This is a genomic window from Corynebacterium pilosum DSM 20521 = CIP 103422, assembly GCF_000373805.1.
Lineage (GTDB): Bacteria > Actinomycetota > Actinomycetes > Mycobacteriales > Mycobacteriaceae > Corynebacterium > Corynebacterium pilosum.
Genome location: NZ_KB892458.1, coordinates 1 through 19,526, shown reverse-complemented (window position 1 = coordinate 19,526; position 19,526 = coordinate 1). Strand labels below are relative to the sequence as shown.

The following is a 19,526-nucleotide window of genomic DNA, read 5'->3' as shown; positions in this document are numbered from 1 at the left end:
TTGTTCTCCTTGCGCAGCCGGGCCATTTCCTCGTTTTCCTCGGTGGTGACACCGGGGGCGGTGCCGGCGTCGACCTCGGCCTGCCGGACCCAGTTGCGCAGGGTTTCCCGGGATACCCCGAGCTCGCTGCCGATGGCGGTGCAGGTGGCGGTCAGTGATCGGTAGTCCTCGCGGTGCTGCTGGACCATCCGGACGGCCCGGGTCTTGAACTCGGGGTCGTAGGACTTTTTCATGCTGGTGATCCTTCCTTATCGGAAGGCGGCAAGAAACCCGTGACGGTTCACTGCTAAGTATGCGCTTCCCCACATATGGGGGCGGGGAAGCGTGACACACTGGGTTAGAACAAATTCACCAGACCCAGCTGCTGGGCCAGGCCAACCAGGGCGGCCAGAGCAGCGATCGCAGCGACAAGGCCACCAATGATCCCTCCGGCACTGGAGGAACCTGCATTTGCCGGCGGGGTCAGATCGTTCAGCTGCACCGTTGCGCTGACCCGGCTGGTCGACTTATCGGGGTAGGTCACATCGATCGGCAGGGTGACCCGATCATTGCCGTTGAGTTCACCCACCGTGTACGTCACCTCGCCTGTTGTGGAGTCGATCGACACGCCGGCGCGATCGTCGGCAAGCGAAAAACGAGTGCCGGAAGGCAGCGGCTGGCTGAACTGCGGGCTGATCGTCGCCGTGCTGTCCTCGTTGATGGTCGTGGCCGGGTAGGTCACCTTGAACTGGTCCGACTGCTGGTCGGTGACCAGCACAGATACGCTCGTGGTGTCGGTCGAGTCGTCCGGATAGGTGACCGTGATGGGTACCTCCAGCACGGTATCGGCGTTGACGGATTCGCCGGTATAGGTCAGCGTGGTGCCGGATACCTGCCCGCTTGTCGACGAAACCTTCGTGCCCTCCGGCAGTCCCGCAATGATGGGGGATAGGTCAATAGTGGTGCGCTGACCCTCACGAACCTCAAATTCTTTGTTGAGCTTGGTGGGTTCGTGCTGATCCGACAGGCTGTCGCGCACAGGAACGGTGATGGTCGCCGTGTTGGAGGACTTGTCCGGGTAAGTGAACGTCACGGTGATTTCCATGTCTTGGTCCTTGTCGACGTTCGGTGTCCGCCACGTCACTGTCCCGTTGTTGGCGATTCGCGCACCTTGATTAGGCTCGATGCGGGTGCCCCGCGGAATCTCGTGGCCGTTGGTCAGCGTGGCGGTCACCTCAAGCCCCTCGCGTACAGGTTCAGGTTGGCTAAAGGTGGGCGTGACCTTATCCGCGTCCTTGTTCAGGATGAGTACGGGGATACGCTCGGTGGTCGTTGTGCCATCGGGGTAAGTGGCGGTCAGCTCGGCATAAGTTTCAGTGTCTTGGTTGACCTCGGGGGGCAATCCACTCATGGGAGGTGCCGCCCCACAGCTCGGCGGTGTGCTGGATCGGCAAAGCGGTGCCCTCACGCAGCGTAATGCGTTCCAAGCCGGTGGGAGTTTCGTGCATGGCAGCCGGGCGATACATGGTGCGCGTGATTCTCTGGTCCAGAGACCGGTCCGGACGCGACTGCTTTCTATCAGAGATCGCTGTAGCGGCAGCGACTGGATATGCCCCGCCCTGGGTTGTTACGTGAGAGAAGCCGAAGCCATAGTTTGCCGGGCTGAGCAAGACCCACAGGTGGCCGTTACCGCTTGCCCACCGCCCATTACTAGCAAGAAGTCTCTGGTATTCACCGTGGCCCCAGCCCTGGTGAATGATTTCTGTCAGAGCATAGCTATGCGAGCCCCATGCCAGGTTCTCGCCCCGCATCTTTTCCCCATTGAAGGTTGCGGTTGTTGACTTTTTGCAGGAAGCAGCAGGCGAGTGAGCCAGGCAGGATTGGTTATAGGGGCGATCATGGTTTAGTTCGCTACCCCTGGCAGACTCTTCGACGGCGCGCTGCACGGCGATCGGCACCATCGCTGGGTCCGAGTACACGGCGTTGACGTACGCTTCCTTCGTCGTTAAGCCTTGGGAGCGTGCTGCGTCGCGCAAGGTGCCATTCCACCCGTTCCAATCGTCGACGAATGGTGGGTTCAGATCCCACATCTCACCACGCAAGCGCTTCAGCGCGGGGATGCCCACGTTGCGCGAGTCCGCCGGGTTGAACGTGGCGGTGACGCCGATGGTTTGGTCCATTGTTATGTTCAGGAGGACTCCGGTGCCCAGCGCTGGCTCCTTCTGTGCAGGCTGCGCTGAGGCCACATTCATCGGGCTGAGGGCGACAGCCACGGCGGTGGCGGCGGCGAGGAGGGTGCGGCGTATGCGGGGCATGGCGGACTCCAAAATTACGACAAATATACAGTTTCCAAGTCAAATTATGACTCTGATCTGGTGAAACATGAAGTGAAACTAACGATTCGGATACGAAGTGACGTTTCACTCAGCCTGAACCTTTAGGAGGTGACACTATGAAGATGTCTCGTGGGAATTTCAGCTTCCACTCAGATAAGTCTTCCATCGCGTCAGAAAAGAGAAAACTTCACCATGCAGCGCCGCGTCCGTCTTCGGAACTTCGCACTCTCGTCCGCCACCCTCGTTGCAGTGGCCCTCGTCCCACCCATCTCCACCGCGCAGGAGGCACCGCCAACCAGCTCTGTAGGCAACCTGCCCGCAGTGAACGTGAATATCGCGCCGCTGAATTCCGCGCAGATCGTCGACCAAGTCCGCGCCGACGCCAGCGCGGTCGGCATCACATTGCCACAGGTAGACCCATCGCTGACGGAGGCCATCGACAACAGCGTCAATCAGTTCCTGCCGCAGCAGCCAGTGCTTAACGACGATGCCCCCGCCCCTGCGGATCCGGAACCGGTGCAGGAACCGGTACAGGAACCGAGCGAAGCCCAACCCGCGCTGGGCGTGACACAGGGGCCTGTGCTCACCAACCCGAACCCGATCGGGTTAAACGCTGAGGAAGAACCGTTGCCGGTGACCACGAACCAGAACTACTGGTGGCGTGATGATGTGGTGAGCAAGGTCATGGCCGCCAAACCCTTTGCCGACTATGTCCTGCACCGCGTCCCAGGTTCCTGGTTTGATGCCCCGCGCATCCCAGAAGAATCCAACCAGGTGATGACGAACGGCGCCTCTCTCTACGGGCCCGGTACGCCGATCTATGTGGGGGAGGACGCACTGTGCACCCTCACCATGGCAGGCACCGACGCGGACGGGCGCAAGGTCGGCATCACTGCCGGACACTGTGGCGAAGTCGGCGAAGCGGTCTCTTCGGCGGACTCGTGGCAGATCGGCCCGTCCGGCACCGTGGTCAGCAAGAACGAGTACCTAGACTATGCCGTGATCGAGTTCGGTTCCAACGCAGAGGTCACCAATACGTACAACGGGGCTACCGCCTATAGCGTCGGCGGGGAGCCGCAGCCTGGCGAAATCGTGTGCAAGAACGGCGTAGCCACTGGCGAGACCTGTGGGATGACACTGGTGACCGCCGAAGACATCCAAGTCAACCAGGTCTGCGCGATGGTGGGGGATTCTGGGGCGCCCGTCTTCCACCGCGGGCGCGTAGTTGGCATGGTTAACGGCGGCGTGCTGCCACGTCCCTACAACATGGAATGCAACTCCCCGTGGCAGGGCGCGCTGCACGCTCCGACGGCCAGCACCCGCATGGACGCTGTCGTCGCTGACTTGAACGCGCAGGGCGGGGTCGGCGCCGGATTCACCCTGGCTGGCTAGCGCCGGCTGGCGCTGGCTAGTTCAGTGCGTCGAGCACCTGCTGGTGCAGGTGGCCATTGGTGGCGACGGCGTTGCCACCATGGGGGCCGTCCTTGCCATCGAGCGAGGTAAAGGTGCCGCCGGCCTCGCCGACAATCACGCTGAGCGCGGCGAGGTCCCACAAAGACACCTCGGGCTCTGCTGCAACGTCTACTGCGCCCTCGGCGACCAAGCAGTAGGAGAAGAAGTCGCCGTATCCGCGCAGGCGCCAGCACTTATCGGTCAGGGTGAGGAACTGATCCAGCTTATCGTGGTGCTCGCGCCAGCCCTCCAGGGAGGAGAAGGAGAGGGAAGCGTCCTCAAGCGAAGTCACCCCGGACACGCACAACTTCTTCAGCCCCTCTCCCTTGAAGGTGCGCCACGCGCCGGAATCCTGGGAGGCGTACCAACGGCGGGCGAGTGCTGGGGCGGATACCACGCCGACGACGGGCACGCCGTCGTCGAGAAGCGCGATCAACGTGGCCCACACGGGCACGCCGCGCACGAAATTCTTGGTGCCATCGATCGGGTCGATCACCCACTGGCGGCCCTCCAAGACTGCGTCGCCGCCGAATTCCTCACCGAGGACGGAGTCGCCGGGGCGGGCGTCGGCAAGTTTCTCGCGCAGGGCCTCTTCAACGGCCAAGTCTGCGTCAGAAACAGGGGTCATGTCCGGTTTGGAGTTGACCTCCAGGTCGCTGGCTTCGAAGCGATCCAAGGTGATGGAGTCTGCTAGTTCAGCCAATTCAAGGGCAAGTGCAAGATCATCTGCGTAAGTGCTCATGCCATAATCCTAATCACCTTGGAGGGCCAAAGTAATCTCCGCAACGACCTGCGTTGAACCCGCCACGCACCACTCAACCCCGCCGGCCTGGACCTTTTCGGCGGCCCCGCCCACGCCCTCGACCAGGATCTTGCCGGGCAACCAGTCCCAATCCGCCACGGAATGCTGCAGCCAACCACCTACGTTGCCGGAGGCTACAGAGGCCAAATCGATTGAACCGGCGCCGAACATGCGCACGGTCGCCGCCCCGCGCACGCCACGCAGCCACGCCTCACGGATCGCGTCCTCGCTCATCGAGGCTGGATGTAGGTAGGAAGCCACGGACACTTGTGACAAGGGCTGATCGACAAGCTGGGGCAGCGCCACCCCGTTCTTGGTTGAGCCTTCCAAGGTGCCCAGCCACGTGGTTTTCAAAGCGGGGCGGTTCACCGCGCTAAGAAGCAAGTCGTCGGGGTTGGAGGGGTCGCCGTCGATAAGCGCGAGGGCGCTACAGAAGTAGTCAGAGCCGGACGCGAAGTTGTAGGTGCCGTCGACGGGATCGATGACCCAGACCCGCCCGGTGCTCGACTCCCGCGACGTTCCCTCTTCTCCTAGCAGCCCGTCATTGCCGCGCAGTTCGGTCAGTGCGCGGGCGACAAAGTCCTCGGCGGCGCGGTCGGCGTCGGTGACAACGTCGGAGACAGATGTCTTAAAGTCGGTACTCACGCCGGCCTCGCGCATCTCCAGCGCCAGCGAGCCTGCGTATTCGACAAGGTCGCGGGCGAGGTCCTGGTCCGAGGAGTCGGCGTGGGCAGCGATAAATTCATCTGTGGTCTGGCGCATACCGTCCATTATGGGCCAAAGTTGTCGCTCGGGTAAGATTGGCGCCCATGCAGCCCGAAACCAGTTCCGCAGTTGAGCACCTTGACACCACCTTGACCACCATCGAAAAAGTGATGGACCTGGATGAGATGGCGATGCGCGTGCGCGAACTGGAGCAGCAGGCCGCGGACCCTTCGCTGTGGGATGATCCGGACCACGCGCAGCAGGTCACCTCTGAACTATCGAACGTGCAGGCCAGGTTGCGTAAGGTGACCGACTTGCGCTCGCGTATCGACGATCTCCCCGTCATGTTCGAGCTCTCCGAAGAGGAGAGCGACACAAGCATTGCTGAAGAGGAACTGGCGGAACTGACCCGGCTTGTCGACGCCCTCGAGGTCACCACGATGCTCTCTGGCGAGTACGACGAGCGCGAGGCCATGATCAATATCCGTTCCGGCGCAGGTGGCGTGGATGCTGCCGACTGGGCTGAGATGCTCATGCGCATGTATACCCGCTGGGCCGAGAAGAATGGCCACAAGGTAGACGTCTATGACATCTCCTACGCGGAGGAAGCAGGCATCAAGTCCGCCACCTTTGTCGTCCACGGTGACTATATGTACGGCCAACTGTCCGTCGAGCAGGGCGCGCACCGCTTGGTGCGGATCTCCCCGTTCGATAACCAGGGCCGCCGCCAGACCTCCTTTGCTGAGGTAGAGGTGCTTCCCGTGGTGGAGAAGACGGACTCGATCGAGATTCCTGATTCCGATATCCGGGTGGACGTGTTCCGCTCCTCCGGCCCCGGCGGCCAGTCCGTGAACACGACGGACTCCGCCGTGCGCATCACTCACTTGCCGACGAATATTGTTGTCAGCTGCCAGAACGAAAAATCCCAGATCCAAAATAAGGCCTCCGCGCTGGCTGTGCTGCAGTCCAAACTGCTGGAACTAAAGCGGCAAGAGGAGAAGGCAGAAATGGACGCGCTGGGCGCGGGCGGCAACGCGTCGTGGGGCAACCAGATGCGTTCCTATGTTCTGCACCCGTACCAGATGGTGAAGGATCTGCGCACGGACTACGAGGTCAATGATCCGCAAAAGGTGCTCGACGGTGATATCGACGGATTCTTAGAGGCGGGTATCCGCTGGCGGATGGCGGAAGCAGAAAAATAATTGCCACAACCGTTTCACCTGCCACACCCGTAACGGCTAGGGTGGGGTGGCGTGATCACTTTTTCCAACGTCACCAAGACATATCCCACCTCGACCCGGCCGGCTCTCGACGATGTCTCGTTCGAGATCGACAAAGGTGAGTTCGTCTTTCTCATTGGACCCTCAGGCTCCGGCAAGTCTACCTTCTTGGAGCTGATGATCCGCGAGGAAAATGTCACCTCGGGCGACATCTACTTCGACGGCATGCACGTCAATGAACTTAAAGGCAAGCAGGTCAACCAGCTGCGCCAGAAGATCGGCTACGTGTTCCAAGACTTCCGCTTGCTGCCCAAGCTCAACGTTTACGACAACGTCGCATTTGCTCTTGAGGTGATCGGCAAGCCTAAGAATCGCATTAAGAAGCTCGTGCCCGAAGCGCTAGACTTGGTCGGGCTTGAGGCGAAATCCAACCGCATGCCCAATGAGCTCTCCGGCGGTGAGCAGCAGCGCGTCGCGATCGCGCGGGCCTTCGTCGATAAGCCTCCGCTGTTGCTTGCCGACGAGCCCACCGGCAACCTCGACCCGTCGACCGCCGACGACATCATGGCGCTGCTCAGCCGCATCAACCGCACCGGCACCACCGTGGTGATGAGTACGCACAACGCGCGCGCGGTCAATGACATGCGCAAACGCGTCATTGAGCTGCACTTGGGCAAGTTGGTGCGTGACGACGAGCACGGTGTCTACGGAACCGTCAACGATTAGGGGTAACTGATGAATTTAGGATTTGTATTCCGCGAAGCGTTCCGTGGCCTAGGGCGTAACATCACTATGTCGATCGCCCTAGTGATCACGACCGCGATCTCGTTGGCGCTGGTGGGCACCGGGATTTTGATCTCGCAGGTCACCAGCGACACCAAGGACATGTACCTGGATCGCGTTGAGGTCATGGTCGAGCTCGACGAGAATATCTCGGCCACTGACCAAGATTGTTCGTCGGAAGCCTGCCAGGAGGTCCGCGACACGCTGCAGGCCGACGAGGGTGTGGAAAGCGTGACGTTCCGCTCCCGAGAGCAGTCCTATGACCGCTTCGTCGAACTCTTCGGCGAAACCGATCCTGTGCTTGTTCAGGAGACGTCGCCGGAGGCACTGCCCGCCGCCCTGCACGTGCGGCTGGAGGATCCGACGGATCCAACTCCGCTGGATCCCGTGCGCGACATGCCACAAGTAGCGCTCGTCGTTGACCAGGCTGAGGGCGTGCGCACCGCCGCCGGCAACCTTGATGCTTTCCGTAACGCAACTTTCGTCGTGGCCGCGCTGCAAGCACTGGCCGCCATCTTCCTGATCGGCAACATGGTCCAGCTTGCTGCATATCACCGCCGCGATGAAATGGGTATCATGCGCATGGTCGGTGCCTCCCGCTGGTTCACCAACGCGCCATTCGTGCTGGAAGCCGCGCTTTCCGTCCTGTTCGGTGGCATCGTGGCAACGCTCGGCGTGTGGCTGGGCAAGACCCAGGTGGTTGACCCGATGCTGGGCGAGATTTACTCCTCCCAGCTCATCGCGCGACTGCCGGACAGCGCCGTGTGGACCGTCATGCCACTGGTCTCCCTGGTGGGAGTGCTCGTCGCAGGCTTGGTTGCCCAAGTGACACTGCGCCTGTACGTGCGCAAGTAGCCGAAGAGGGCGTGACCTACTGCGATTCGGGGATCGCGCCCTCTACCACGTAAGATAAGGCCCACTATGGCCAAGAAGAAGAAAAACAAGGACCGCTCTGTAATCGCGCAGAACCGGAAAGCGCGCCACGATTTCCACATCCTTGACACCTATGAGTGCGGGATTGTGCTGGTGGGCACCGAGATCAAGTCCTTGCGCGAAGGCAAAGCCTCCTTGGTCGAAGCATTTGCCACCATCGACGATGGCGAAGTGTGGCTGCGTAACCTCCACATCCCCGAATACTCCATGGGACATTGGACCAACCACTCGCCGCGACGCACCCGCAAGCTGCTATTGCACCGCTCCGAAATCGACTCTCTGGAGGGCAAGGTTCGCGACGGCCGCCGCACCCTGGTGCCTCTGTCCATGTACCTGAAGGACGGCCGCGTCAAGGTCGAGCTGGGCCTGGCCCAAGGCAAGCAGGACTACGATAAGCGCCGCGCCATCAAACAGCGCACCGAGGACCGCGAGATCGCCCGCGAACTGGGCCAGAAGTTTAAGGGAATCAAGGCCTAATTCTCGCGCCTACAATGCTGGGTATGACGAGCATGAAGAAGACAGCTTTAGTAACAGGAGCGACCCGCGGCATCGGCCTCGCCATTGCAGAGGAGCTGGGCCGCGACCACCACATTCTGGTCGGCGGTCGCACAGGGGTAGGGGAGGTCGTCGATAAGCTACCTTCTGCCGAACCCTTTGAGGTAGACCTCACCGATCGCGATGCGCTTGAGGCCGCCACCCGCGGAATCGAGCGGCTAGACGTGCTGGTGCATTCTGCCGGAGTGTGCCCGTGGCAGCGGTTGGAGGATTCGTCGATGAGCGACTGGCAGGACGCATTCGCGCTCAACGTATTCGCGCCTGCGGAGCTCACGCGCCTGCTGCTGCCTGCTTTACGACGAGCAACTGGCCTGGTCGTGGCGATTAATTCGGGGTCGGGGTATCACTCTGGTGAGAAATCTGGACTGTACTCCGGCACCAAGTTTGCGCTGCGAGCATGGACCGACGCGCTGCGGGCCGAGGAGTTAGGCGCGCTGCGTGTGACCTCGATTCATCCGGGACGGGTGGATACGGATATGCAAGTGCAGCTGCAACAAGACATGGGGGCCGATGCCGGCGACTACGACGGCTCGCGCTATGTAGCGCCCGAATCGGTGGCGAAGGCTGTGCGCCTGGCGGCAGATGCGGGCCACGATGCATCGCTGGATGAGATTTCTGTGCGACCCTCAGGGCTTGCGCTTTAGGGATGAGGCAAGTAAGGTGGACTTTCCTGTGGAGATACGCATGGATCCCGCCACAGGTAATGGGGTTGATTTTGGTTTCGACTTCGTTGACTAAGCCAGAGGAAGCGTGCCGGTGAAGGCTAGAGACCACCGTAAGCGTCGTAGCAACACAATAAACGCAGAGAAGAACTCTCAGCGTGACTACGCCCTCGCTGCATAATCCAGCGACGCGTGTCTGTCAGCCCGTGTGAGCCTCACACACGGAATCTGGCATCGACTTTCGAGGCTTGCTTGTTTAGCGTGTTAGTGCGCTAAGCAAGGACATCTTTCACTAACTGGGCCCGTCATCCCACCTTGTTTGCCTGAGTGGGAGGGCCGAGCAGAGACACCGTGCAAACTGCGCACGGAGAAGCCCTGGCGCGGCAGCGAAGGACCCGGGTTCAATTCCCGGCAGCTCCACTACGTGAAGCCCCAGCTCACCAATGAGCTGGGGTTTTTCTTTTGCTCAGGTGAGGGGGCACTGTTTTCTCTTTAAGGGCGGTGCCGGGGCCGTGCAGCCCCGCCAACCCCGCCAACCCCGCCAACCCGATGGCAAACTGCTGGACCTGAAATGTTGGAACAGGGGGCGCGAAGCGGTGTTCGGCGGCTTTTTCGCCCTAAACCAACAGTTCAGCTTCGACATTTTGGCCCGGCTTGGCCCGGAGACGGTGACCTCGGTGGGGCCACCCGCAACCACCTGTGCGAAAACGGGGGAGGAGCAACACTCAGCGTTTTTTATGCAGACATACAGCAGACTAGTGTGAACACCTATGAATGCAGTGTTGATCGCGGTTATCGTGATGCTTATTCTGTCTGTCTGCCGCGTGCACGTGGTCTTGGCGCTCTTTATCGGCGCGCTCGTCGGCGGCCTGACCGCAGGGCTGGGGCTGGAAACGACGATGGTTGCCTTCCAGGAAGGCCTGCAGGGTGGCGCGAAGATCGCCTTGAGTTACGCCTTGCTCGGTGCGTTTGCCATGGCGGTGGCCAATTCGGGGCTGCCGCGGCTGCTTGCAGATTGGCTGATCAAGCGCATCGGCACCACCAACGAAACAACGAAAAAAGTCACGATCGCGGTGACCAAGTGGGGCATGCTGCTTGGCATCCTGGCGATGGCTGTGATGAGCCAGAACCTGATCCCCGTGCACATCGCATTCATCCCAATCCTGATCCCGCCGCTGCTTGTGGTCTTTAACAAGCTGCGCCTTGATCGCCGCCTGATCGCCTGTATTCTCACCTTTGGCCTGGTCACCACGTACATGTGGATCCCGGTAGGCTTCGGCTCGATCTTCCTGAATGACATTTTGCTGGGCAACGTCGAATCTGCAGGCCTGGACATCTCGGGCATTAACATCTTCGGCGTGATGACGATCCCAGCTTTGGGCATGGTCGCTGGTCTCTTGATCGCCACCTTCATCTCTTACCGCAAGCCGCGCGACTACGCCGACCGCAGCATCGCCGCAGGCACCACGCCGCGTAACGACGAACCCCTGCCGGGATCTTCCACCCAGCCAGACAACTCCGGTGCTGAGGCAACCGGGCCTGGCGCGGCCGCCGTCGAGGTCGCCGAGCAGGTGGAAGCGGAGCAGGCACCTGCCGACGAACCGGTGTCGAAGTACAAGGTGATCGTGGCGCTGATCGCCATTGTGGCCACGTTCGCGGTCCAGGTGGTTATGCAGTCGATGGGCACTGAGGCAGACTCGCTGCTGGTGGGCGCCTTGGTGGGCTTGTCCATTTTCCTTCTGACCGGTGCGGTGAACTGGCGCGAGGCCGATGACGTGTTCACCGGCGGCATGAAGATGATGGCCTTGATCGGTTTCATCATGATCACCGCGCAGGGTTTCGCGGCCGTCATGACTGAGACCGGCGAGGTGGAGCCGCTGGTCACCTCGACCGCTGAAATCTTCGACGGCAACAAGTCCGCGGCGGCCATCGCGATGTTGGTCGTGGGACTTATCGTCACGATGGGTATTGGTTCCTCGTTTTCCACGCTGCCGATCATCGCCACCATCTACGTCCCTCTGTGTGTGACGATGGGCTTCTCACCAGCTGCGACAATCGCGCTGATTGGTACAGCAGGTGCCCTCGGCGATGCGGGTTCGCCAGCATCGGACTCCACGCTGGGGCCAACCGCAGGTTTGAACGCGGACGGTCAGCACGATCACATTCGCGATACCGTGATCCCGACGTTCCTTCACTACAACATTCCGTTGCTGATCTCCGGCTGGGTCGCCGCAATGGTGCTCTAGCGTTTCCCAAAAAATGCCCCTTTACCTGCGTAGACGGGCATTTTTGCTGCGCATGTCCTGCAGACAGTCTATGTTTGAGAAAAACATTCTGGCTGTACAGCTGCCGTTGATCAGCAAAACCTACCGAAAGAGAAAGCAAGTGACTGGACACGTCCAAGAAGATATCCGCGTCCTAGGAGCCATCTTGGGGCGCGTTATCGCCGTCCAGGAAGGTGAGGACATCTTCCAGCTCGTCGAATCCACCAGGCAGACCGCCTTCGCTGTGGCGCGTGGAGAGGCGGATCCAGAAGACCTTCTAGCGATCTTCCGCGATTTGGATATCACCAAAGCCAACCTTGTGGCCCGGTCCTTTTCCTATTTTGCGCTTCTGACCAACCTGGCCGAAGATCTTGACGACGAATCGGTGCCAGCTGCGGTGTCGCTGAAGAAGTCCTTCGCCAAGTTCAAGGCCTCTGATGTCTCGCCCTCGCGCGCGTCGGAGGTGCTGCGCGGTGCGAGGATCTCGCCCGTGTTTACGGCACACCCGACGGAGACGCGGCGTCGCACAGTGTTCGATACGCAGACGCGGATGAAGGAGCTGCTCAAAGCTCGTCGTAACGCGGCCGGGGCGGAATACGACGAGCAGATCAAGGAGATCGACCATGAGATCTACCTGCGGATGACTCTGCTGTGGCAGACCGCGTTGATCCGCATCTCGCGGCCGACCTTGGAAGACGAGGTGGACGTAGGCTTGCGCTACTACAAGCTCTCGCTGCTGGAACAGGTCCCAGCGATCAATCGCGCGATCCGCGATGGCGCGCAGGAGGCGTTTGGTCTGCAGCTGCAGGACGTGGCTGCGGTGCGCACGGGTTCGTGGATCGGCGGCGATCATGACGGAAACCCCTACGTTGACGCCGAGACCTTGACGTACGCGACAAGCAAGGCGGCCGAGACCGCGCTGCGCTACTACGAAGCGGAGCTTGCGGAGCTGGAGCGTGAATTGAGCCTCTCGGATCGCTACTCGTCCTGCTCCGGTGAGCTGCTGGAGCTTGCGCAGGCAGGCGGCAATGATTGGCCATCGCGTGTCGACGAGCCCTACCGGCGCGCCATCTTCGGCGTGCGTCACAGGGTGGGCGCGACCGTCGGTGATGACAACGGATATGACGCCTACGAGCATCCGGATGAGTTGATGCGGGACCTCGATGTGATCGACCGGTCGTTGCGCCAGTTCAACGACGACGTCATTGCCGACGACCGCTTAGCGCGCATCCGCTCCGCTGTCAGCACCTTCGGCTTCCACCTCTACACGCTGGATCTGCGCCAGAACTCGGAGTCCTATGAAAAGGTGCTCACAGAACTTTTCGCTTTCGCCGGATTGTGCGAGAACTATTCGTCGTTAAGCGAGAGCGAGAAGCAGGCGTTGCTTATCGACGAGATCCAGCGCAACCGTCCTCTCGTCTTCCCGGAGGCGGAGGGCCTGAGCCATGATACCGAGAAGGAGCTGGGTATTTTCCGGGCTGCGGCCGTTGCAGTGCGCAGGCATGGCGCGCCGGCGGTGGAGAATTGCATTATCGCTATGACGGGGACGGTCAGTGACATTCTGGAGCCGATGGTGCTGCTCAAGGAGGTGGGTCTGCGAGACATGAACCTGGTTCCGCTCTTTGAGACTATCGACGATCTGAAGGCCGGGGCGGGGATCTTGGAGCAGTTGTGGCAGGTGCCGTTGTATCGGGAGCATTTGCGGCGTCGCGGAAACGTGCAAGAGGTGATGTTGGGGTATTCGGACTCCAATAAAGATGGCGGCTACTTGTCCGCTAACTGGGCGCTGTACGCGGCGGAGCTAGAGCTGGTGGAGCTCTTCGAGAAGCATGGCGTGGAGCTGCGCTTGTCCCACGGCCGCGGTGGGGCAGTGGGGCGCGGCGGTGGCCCGACCTACGATGCGATTTTGGCGCAGCCTAAAGGCGCGGTGTCTGGGGCCGTGCGCATTACCGAGCAGGGTGAGGTGATCTCGGCGAAGTATGGCTCGCCGGTGACGGCGCGCCGTCACCTCGAGGCCTTCGCGGCAGGAGCGCTGGAGGCGTCCTTGTTGGATACCGACAGAGTGGAGGACCCGGAGCGCGTGTACGCCGCGATGGCTGAGATTGCCGCGCTATCGGGGAAGAAATATCGGGAGCTCGTTGAGGATGAGGGCTTCATCGAGTACTTCACCCAGTCCACCCCACTGCATGAGATTGGGGAGCTGAACCTGGGCTCGCGCCCGGCCGCGAGGAAGCAGACAACCGCGATATCTGATCTGCGCGCGATCCCGTGGGGTCTGTCCTGGTCGCAGTCACGCACCAATATTCCTGGCTGGTTTGGCGTGGGTACTGCGGTGAGCCAGTGGGCGGGGGAGGACGCTGCGCGTTGGGACGCGTTGCAGGAGATGTATCAGACGTGGCCGTGGTTCCGCACCGTGTTTTCGAACATGGCCCAGGTGATGGCGAAGGCGGAGCTCTCGCTGGCGCGCTTATACGCCAACTTGGTTGATGACGCGGAGTTAGCGGACCGCATCTATGGCATCATTGCCGACGAGTTCGGGCTGACTCGCGAGGTGTACCTTAAGGTGACAGGTAATGCGGATTTGGTGAGCGAAAACCAGCGCCAGGCGCGTTCGCTGAAGCGCCGTTACCCCTACCTGTTGCCGCTGAACGCGGTGCAGCTTGAGCTGTTGCGACGCTACCGTGCGGGTGATGATTCCTTCCTGGTGTCCAAGACCATTCAGGTGACGATGAACGGTTTGGCTACTGCGCTGCGCAACTCTGGCTAGCGTGCCTGGTGGGATAAAGCACTGTGACACGTCACCGTTTTGCTGTTATCATGTCATATGATCATTTATTTCTGACGGAAGGTTGATTTTTATGGCTAACACTCTCTCATCGATCGCACTGCGTGCTATCCCTGGTGCTTATATTCTTAATTCCGGAATCGGCAAGCTGAAGCTGCCTGAGGAGGTTTCTGTGGGGCTGCACGAGGCTGCGACCTCCGGTATCTCTGCCATTAAGAATATTCCAGCCAAGGACTTCTCGAAGTATCTCGGCGGAGCAGAGGTCGGGCTTGGTGTCGCTCTGCTTGCGCCATTTGTGTCCAACAAGGTCGCGGGCGCTGGCCTCGTTGCCTTTGGATCGGGTCTGCTGACCATGTACTTCAATAACGAAGAAAACACCGAGAGCGACGGAATCCGTCCTTCCCAGGAAGGCACCGCGCTGTCGAAGGACTCGTGGCTCGTGGCCCTTGGTTTGGGCTTGCTTGCTCTGCCGAACAAGGACAAGAACAAGTAGCGCGAACTATTAGGAGCAAATAGCACACGTTTGTGTGCCCTAAATAGGGGTATCCCGCGGGGGTACCCCTATTTCGCATTCCTCCAGTTAAGGGGATAGTTCTTCGATTACAGTAAAAGAAATTCAAAGGTAAGGCTTGGCTTACTTGAGGCGTCGGGGTAATTTAACTTGGGTAAGGCTAACCTAACTAAAGGAAATGGTGTTCCATGACACTCAAACTTTCTTCCCGTAAGGCAATCATTGCGGGTATCGCGTCGTTCGCCCTCGTCCTGACCGGCTGCTCCCAGACGGATGACACCGATTCGGCTGCTTCCAGCACTTCGGCTGCAGCAGATTCCTCGTCGGAAAGCACTGCAAGCGCCAGCGATGCGGCAAGCTCGGAAGGCACCATCATCATCGAGGACAACTATGGCACCGTCGAGGTTCCTGCGAACCCAGAGGCCATCGCTGCGCTGGACAACCGCACCTTCGAGGTCCTCGAGCAGTGGGGCGTTGAGCTCGTTGCCGCTCCGCGCACGCTGATGCCAGAGACTGTCGACTACCGTGATGACGAGAGCATCGTTGACATCGGCAACCACCGCGAGCCAGACCTGGAAGCACTGGTCGCGGTTCAACCAGACCTGATCATCAACGGTCAGCGTTTTAGCCAGTACCACGAGGATCTGCAGAAGCTGGCCCCGGACGCAGCGCTGATCGACCTTGAGCCACGCGATGGCGAGTCGATGGACCAGGAGCTGATCCGCCAGGTGGAAACCCTTGGCACGGCGCTGGGGAAGGAAGACGAGGCGGCTAAGCTTGTCGACGACTTCAACGCTGCTCTCAAGCGAGCCAAGGATGCCTACGATCCATCCAAGTCTGTCATGGCTGTGAACGTGTCCGGTGGCAACATCGGCTACGTCGCACCAGGTGTCGGCCGTTTCTGGGGCCCGATCTTCGACATGATCGGCATGACTCCAGCGCTCGAGGTTCCTTCGGGTTCGGACAACCACAAGGGTGACGATATCTCTGTCGAGGCAATCGCAGAGTCCAACCCGGACTGGATGCTGGTCTTGGACCGCGACGCGGCAACCGAGGATAACTCAACCCCAGCACAGAGCGTCATCGAAGACTCTGCTGCACTGCAGAACGTCACCGCCATTAAGGAGGGCGCTGTGGTCTACGCACCAGCAGACACCTACACTAATGAATCAATCATTACTTACACCGAAACGCTCAACGCGCTCGCTGATGCGTTTGAGGCGCAGAAGTAAAAGCGCGCAGAGTTGATAGGGAGAACACCGTAGTCTATGCAGTCTGCACCGTCCGAGGTTTCGAAGCAGCCCAAGAGCGGCGCTTCACGACGATCACATGGCCGACTCTGGAGTTGGAAACTGGTCGTCGCCACCCTCGGCGTGGCGGTTCTGCTGGTGATCTCCCTATTAACTGGTGAGTACAGCATTTTCGAAGCCGAAGATGGCGCGGAGATGTTCGCCATCACCCGCATCCCGCGGACCATCGCCCTGGTGCTGGCGGGTGCCGCGATGGCGATGAGCGGGCTGGTCATGCAGCTGCTCACCCAAAACCGTTTCGTGGAGCCCACCACCACAGGAACGACTGAATGGGCAGGCCTGGGCTTGCTGTTCACCCTCTACTTGATTCCCTCGGCCACGGTGCTCGAGCGCATGGTTGGTGCTGTGATCTTTGCCTTCGTGGGAACGATGGTTTTCTTCCTCTTCCTCAGGCGAGTGACTTTAAAGTCCAGCTTGATCGTGCCGATCATCGGCATCATGCTGGGTGCTGTTGTCGGGGCAATCTCCTCATTCTTCGCGCTCCAGGTGGACATGCTGCAGCAGCTTGGTATCTGGTTCGCAGGCAGCTTCACAGACATTGTCGCAGGACAATATGAGGTTCTGTGGATTGTCGCCATCGTCGTCGTCATCGTGTTCTTCTATGCAGATAGGCTGACGGTGGCCGGCCTCGGCGAGGAAGTGGCTACCAACGTAGGTGTTAATTACAACCGCCTCGTGCTGATCGGCACCGCATTGGTGGCCGTGGCAACGGGTGTTGTCACCGTCGTTGTTGGCTCCCTGCCATTTCTTGGCTTGATCGTGCCCAATGTTGTCTCGATGATCCGCGGCGATGATCTGCGTTCTAACCTTCCGTGGGTCTGTCTCCTCGGCATCGCGATTGTGGCTATCTGTGACCTCATCGGCCGGACCATCATCGAACCCTTTGAGATGCCGGTATCTGTGATCCTCGGCATCGTGGGCGCGGTTGTGTTCATCGTGTTGATTGTGAGGCAGACAACCAATGACTAGTGCTCACAATGCAACAAATACAAAGGCGAAGAAGTCTTCGTCGTCACGCGCCGTCGGCGCATTCCAGGACCCGCGCTCGCGGCGCCGCTACTGGGTAATCGCCGCGCTGCTTTCCGTGGCCGCGGTGCTGTTCACCGCAGGTTTGCTGGCCTACGACAACCCGATGGAATTTGGCACAGAAGGGTTCTGGCTGATTGCGCAGAGGCGTCTTGACGCTGTGATCGCGATGGCTATCGTTGCGGTCTGCCAGGGGATCGCCACTGTGGCTTTCCAAACCGTGACAAACAACCGGATCATTACTCCGTCGATTCTTGGATTTGAATCGCTTTATACGCTGATCCATACCTCGACCGTCTTTTTCTTCGGCGCGAGTGGGCTGATCGCCGCCTATAACCTGGGCATGTTCGTGTTCCAGATCGTGGTTATGGTGTTGCTGTCCTTCCTGTTGTATTCGTGGCTGCTCACCCGGTCATCGCGCAACATGCACGCCATGCTGCTGGTGGGCATCGTGCTGGGCGGAGGCCTCGGTTCTGTCTCAACGTTTATGCAGCGCACACTTTCGCCCAGCGAATTCGATGTGCTGACGGCCCGCATGTTTGGCTCGATGAATAATGCGGACTCCAGCTATTACCCGATTGCCATTCCAATTGTCATCGTGGTGGTTGGAATACTGTTGGCTCGTTCCAGCACGCTTAACGTGATGTCGCTCGGTGCAGAAACTTCGACGAACCTCGGTGTTAATTTCAAGCGAAACTCTATTCTGACCTTGATGCTGGTCAGCGTTTTAATGGCAATCTCCACTTCAATGGTGGGACCGATGACGTTCCTCGGTTTCCTGGTAGCAACGCTGGCTTATCAGTGCGCTGAGACCTATGATCACCGTTATATCTTCCCGATGGCAGCGTTGCTGGGCTACGTGGTGCTCACGGGAGCGTACTTCGTACTGAACCACGTGTTCTACGCCCAGGGCGTAGTGAGCATCATCATCGAGCTCGTGGGAGGAATTACCTTCCTGATCGTCGTACTGCGAAAGGGGCGCCTGTGATTACACTGACCGATGTCCGCAAAGAATATAACTCCGATGTTGCGATTGGACCTGTCAACCTTGAGATTCCCGCAGGTGGCATCACGGCTTTGATTGGGCCGAACGGCGCAGGCAAGTCGACCCTGCTGACGATGATTGGCCGCCTACTCGCGATGGATTCCGGCACCGTCACCGTCGCCCAGCACGACATTTCCAATACGAAGTCCAAGGACCTTGCCAAGATCATTTCCATCTTGCGCCAAGAGAACCACTTCATGACGAAACTGACCGTCCGTCAGCTCGTCGGCTTTGGTCGCTTCCCTTATTCCGGTGGGCGACTGACGGAGGAAGACGAGGAGATCATCTCCCGCTACATCGACTTCCTGCACTTAACTGACTTGGAGAATCGTTACCTCGATCAGTTGTCCGGCGGACAGCGCCAACGTGCGTACGTTGCGATGGTCCTGTGCCAGGAGACTGACTACGTGCTTCTCGACGAACCACTGAACAACCTAGACATGGCGCACTCTGTTCAGATGATGCGCCACGTGAAGGAAGCGGCAGAGGAATTCGGCCGCACGATCATCGTGGTTCTGCACGACATTAACTTTGCCGCCCGCTACGCGGATTATATCTGCGCAGTGAAAGACGGAAAGATCGTCGCGTTCGGTGAGCCGGAAGAGGTTATGAAGGGCGACCTTCTAACGGAGATCTTCAATACTCCCGTAAAAGTGATCGATGGGCCGGATGGCCTGCTTGCTGTCTATCACTAGGGCAGAAGCGGTGCCCGAAACATCCAATGACCAGCAAAGTTGCTTTTAAATCAGCTTTAAGGTTATAGTTCTACAAGTCGCCACGAGGAAGTGACCGAGAGGTTAACAAGTGGCGCGAAAGAACGAAATAACAGCGAATTTGACAGTAGTTAGATTCAAAGTGTAAGTTCTTAATCCGCTGCTCAAAAGAGTGATCGAGACAAGGTTACTTGGCTGGGTGTGCGAATGTTGTGTGAGAACTCGATAGTGTGCCAATGTACTTTTTTGTTTGTGTGTTGGTGTGTGTGCCTGTATGCTTGCAGTGGCCTTGAGTGGTTGTTGTTGGTGTGTGCCGGTCATGCCATGGCTTCCGTGGTTGTGGTGTGTTTAGATTTTTTCGGTGCAGCATGGGTGTGCATATTTAATGTGCATTCAATTTGGTAGATGAATCATATTTGTTTATGGTTGTTTACTTTTTGCCAGC

The 19,526-nt window shown here is 59.4% G+C and carries 18 protein-coding genes and 1 other RNA gene; 14 read left to right on the top strand and 5 right to left on the bottom strand.

From position 1 onward, the window contains the following. The 3 genes from B097_RS12695 to B097_RS0107305 form a co-directional block, all read right to left on the bottom strand. Positions 1 to 233: transposase (locus B097_RS12695; protein WP_018581883.1), on the bottom strand; the 233-nt coding region annotated here is incomplete at its 3' end. A gap of 104 nt (positions 234 to 337) precedes the next feature. Next, positions 338 to 1,390, bottom strand: coding sequence for a Rib/alpha-like domain-containing protein (locus B097_RS0107310; RefSeq protein ID WP_115324644.1), 1,053 nt, complete (start codon positions 1,388 to 1,390; stop codon positions 338 to 340). After that, positions 1,353 to 2,294, bottom strand: coding sequence for a hypothetical protein (locus tag B097_RS0107305; RefSeq protein WP_018581881.1), 942 nt, complete (start codon positions 2,292 to 2,294; stop codon positions 1,353 to 1,355). The genes B097_RS0107310 and B097_RS0107305 overlap by 38 nt, the downstream gene beginning before the upstream one ends. Positions 2,295 to 2,507: 213 nt before the next feature. Between B097_RS0107305 and B097_RS0107300 the strand changes: the two genes are divergently transcribed. Continuing rightward, positions 2,508 to 3,707: a S1 family peptidase gene (locus B097_RS0107300; RefSeq protein WP_018581880.1), complete on the top strand. Its 1,200-nt coding sequence runs from the start codon at positions 2,508 to 2,510 to the stop codon at positions 3,705 to 3,707. 16 nt (positions 3,708 to 3,723) lie between these two features. Here B097_RS0107300 and hisN read toward each other — a convergent pair whose 3' ends face one another. Together hisN and B097_RS0107290 are read right to left on the bottom strand one after the other, a co-directional pair. Next, a complete protein-coding gene (gene hisN, locus B097_RS0107295) occupies positions 3,724 to 4,509 on the bottom strand; it encodes a histidinol-phosphatase (protein WP_018581879.1) in 786 nt (261 codons plus the stop codon). A 9-nt stretch (positions 4,510 to 4,518) separates the two neighbouring features. Beyond that, entirely contained in the window at positions 4,519 to 5,331 is an 813-nt protein-coding gene (locus B097_RS0107290; RefSeq protein ID WP_018581878.1) for an inositol monophosphatase family protein, read from the bottom strand. A gap of 47 nt (positions 5,332 to 5,378) precedes the next feature. On the opposite strand from B097_RS0107290, the gene prfB reads away from it, so the two are divergent. The 13 genes from prfB (at position 5,379) to B097_RS0107225 (ending at position 19,063) form a co-directional block, all read left to right on the top strand. Further along, the gene (gene prfB / locus B097_RS0107285) at positions 5,379 to 6,476 is read left to right on the top strand and encodes a peptide chain release factor 2 (RefSeq protein ID WP_018581877.1); all 1,098 of its coding nucleotides are present in this window, start codon (positions 5,379 to 5,381) and stop codon (positions 6,474 to 6,476) included. A 51-nt stretch (positions 6,477 to 6,527) separates the two neighbouring features. Beyond that, a complete protein-coding gene (gene ftsE / locus B097_RS0107280) occupies positions 6,528 to 7,220 on the top strand; it encodes a cell division ATP-binding protein FtsE (RefSeq protein ID WP_018581876.1) in 693 nt (230 codons plus the stop codon). Between the two features lie 9 nt (positions 7,221 to 7,229). Then, on the top strand, positions 7,230 to 8,132 hold the full coding sequence (ftsX, locus tag B097_RS0107275; RefSeq protein WP_018581875.1) for a permease-like cell division protein FtsX: 903 nt from the start codon (positions 7,230 to 7,232) through the stop codon (positions 8,130 to 8,132). Between the two features lie 66 nt (positions 8,133 to 8,198). Further along, complete coding sequence (gene smpB, locus B097_RS0107270; RefSeq protein ID WP_018581874.1) at positions 8,199 to 8,687, top strand: SsrA-binding protein SmpB; 489 nt, start codon at positions 8,199 to 8,201, stop codon at positions 8,685 to 8,687. A gap of 14 nt (positions 8,688 to 8,701) precedes the next feature. Further along, entirely contained in the window at positions 8,702 to 9,409 is a 708-nt protein-coding gene (locus B097_RS0107265; protein ID WP_018581873.1) for an SDR family oxidoreductase, read from the top strand. Between the two features lie 61 nt (positions 9,410 to 9,470). Further along, positions 9,471 to 9,850: a transfer-messenger RNA gene (gene ssrA, locus B097_RS13295) on the top strand. Positions 9,851 to 10,197: 347 nt separating this feature from the next. After that, positions 10,198 to 11,673 (top strand): Na+/H+ antiporter family protein, encoded by a 1,476-nt coding sequence (locus B097_RS0107255; RefSeq protein ID WP_018581871.1) that lies wholly within the window; start codon positions 10,198 to 10,200, stop codon positions 11,671 to 11,673. Positions 11,674 to 11,812: 139 nt separating this feature from the next. After that, the gene (gene ppc, locus B097_RS0107250) at positions 11,813 to 14,458 is read left to right on the top strand and encodes a phosphoenolpyruvate carboxylase (protein WP_018581870.1); all 2,646 of its coding nucleotides are present in this window, start codon (positions 11,813 to 11,815) and stop codon (positions 14,456 to 14,458) included. Positions 14,459 to 14,549: 91 nt separating this feature from the next. Beyond that, the gene (locus tag B097_RS0107245) at positions 14,550 to 14,969 is read left to right on the top strand and encodes a hypothetical protein (protein ID WP_018581869.1); all 420 of its coding nucleotides are present in this window, start codon (positions 14,550 to 14,552) and stop codon (positions 14,967 to 14,969) included. A 206-nt stretch (positions 14,970 to 15,175) separates the two neighbouring features. Then, the gene (locus tag B097_RS0107240; RefSeq protein WP_018581868.1) at positions 15,176 to 16,219 is read left to right on the top strand and encodes a siderophore ABC transporter substrate-binding protein; all 1,044 of its coding nucleotides are present in this window, start codon (positions 15,176 to 15,178) and stop codon (positions 16,217 to 16,219) included. Positions 16,220 to 16,255: 36 nt separating this feature from the next. Continuing rightward, positions 16,256 to 17,266: an ABC transporter permease gene (locus B097_RS0107235; protein ID WP_026254372.1), complete on the top strand. Its 1,011-nt coding sequence runs from the start codon at positions 16,256 to 16,258 to the stop codon at positions 17,264 to 17,266. Further along, positions 17,259 to 18,311: an iron chelate uptake ABC transporter family permease subunit gene (locus B097_RS0107230; RefSeq protein WP_018581866.1), complete on the top strand. Its 1,053-nt coding sequence runs from the start codon at positions 17,259 to 17,261 to the stop codon at positions 18,309 to 18,311. Before B097_RS0107235 ends, B097_RS0107230 begins: the two co-directional genes overlap by 8 nt. Then, positions 18,308 to 19,063 (top strand): iron ABC transporter ATP-binding protein, encoded by a 756-nt coding sequence (locus tag B097_RS0107225; RefSeq protein WP_018581865.1) that lies wholly within the window; start codon positions 18,308 to 18,310, stop codon positions 19,061 to 19,063. The genes B097_RS0107230 and B097_RS0107225 overlap by 4 nt, the downstream gene beginning before the upstream one ends. Positions 19,064 to 19,526: the final 463 nt, after the last annotated feature.

Excerpts from the sequence above, each read along its gene's own strand:
- B097_RS0107310 (WP_115324644.1), bottom strand. The coding sequence starts at position 1,390 with ATGAGTGGATTGCCCCCCGAGGTCAACCAAGACACTGAAACTTATGCC.
- B097_RS0107305 (WP_018581881.1), bottom strand. The coding sequence starts at position 2,294 with ATGCCCCGCATACGCCGCACCCTCCTCGCCGCCGCCACCGCCGTGGCT.
- B097_RS0107300 (WP_018581880.1), top strand. The coding sequence starts at position 2,508 with ATGCAGCGCCGCGTCCGTCTTCGGAACTTCGCACTCTCGTCCGCCACC.
- hisN (WP_018581879.1), bottom strand. The coding sequence starts at position 4,509 with ATGAGCACTTACGCAGATGATCTTGCACTTGCCCTTGAATTGGCTGAA.
- B097_RS0107290 (WP_018581878.1), bottom strand. The coding sequence starts at position 5,331 with ATGCGCCAGACCACAGATGAATTTATCGCTGCCCACGCCGACTCCTCG.
- prfB (WP_018581877.1), top strand. The coding sequence starts at position 5,379 with ATGCAGCCCGAAACCAGTTCCGCAGTTGAGCACCTTGACACCACCTTG.
- ftsX (WP_018581875.1), top strand. The coding sequence starts at position 7,230 with ATGAATTTAGGATTTGTATTCCGCGAAGCGTTCCGTGGCCTAGGGCGT.
- smpB (WP_018581874.1), top strand. The coding sequence starts at position 8,199 with ATGGCCAAGAAGAAGAAAAACAAGGACCGCTCTGTAATCGCGCAGAAC.
- B097_RS0107265 (WP_018581873.1), top strand. The coding sequence starts at position 8,702 with ATGCTGGGTATGACGAGCATGAAGAAGACAGCTTTAGTAACAGGAGCG.
- B097_RS0107255 (WP_018581871.1), top strand. The coding sequence starts at position 10,198 with ATGAATGCAGTGTTGATCGCGGTTATCGTGATGCTTATTCTGTCTGTC.
- B097_RS0107245 (WP_018581869.1), top strand. The coding sequence starts at position 14,550 with ATGGCTAACACTCTCTCATCGATCGCACTGCGTGCTATCCCTGGTGCT.
- B097_RS0107240 (WP_018581868.1), top strand. The coding sequence starts at position 15,176 with ATGACACTCAAACTTTCTTCCCGTAAGGCAATCATTGCGGGTATCGCG.
- B097_RS0107235 (WP_026254372.1), top strand. The coding sequence starts at position 16,256 with ATGCAGTCTGCACCGTCCGAGGTTTCGAAGCAGCCCAAGAGCGGCGCT.
- B097_RS0107230 (WP_018581866.1), top strand. The coding sequence starts at position 17,259 with ATGACTAGTGCTCACAATGCAACAAATACAAAGGCGAAGAAGTCTTCG.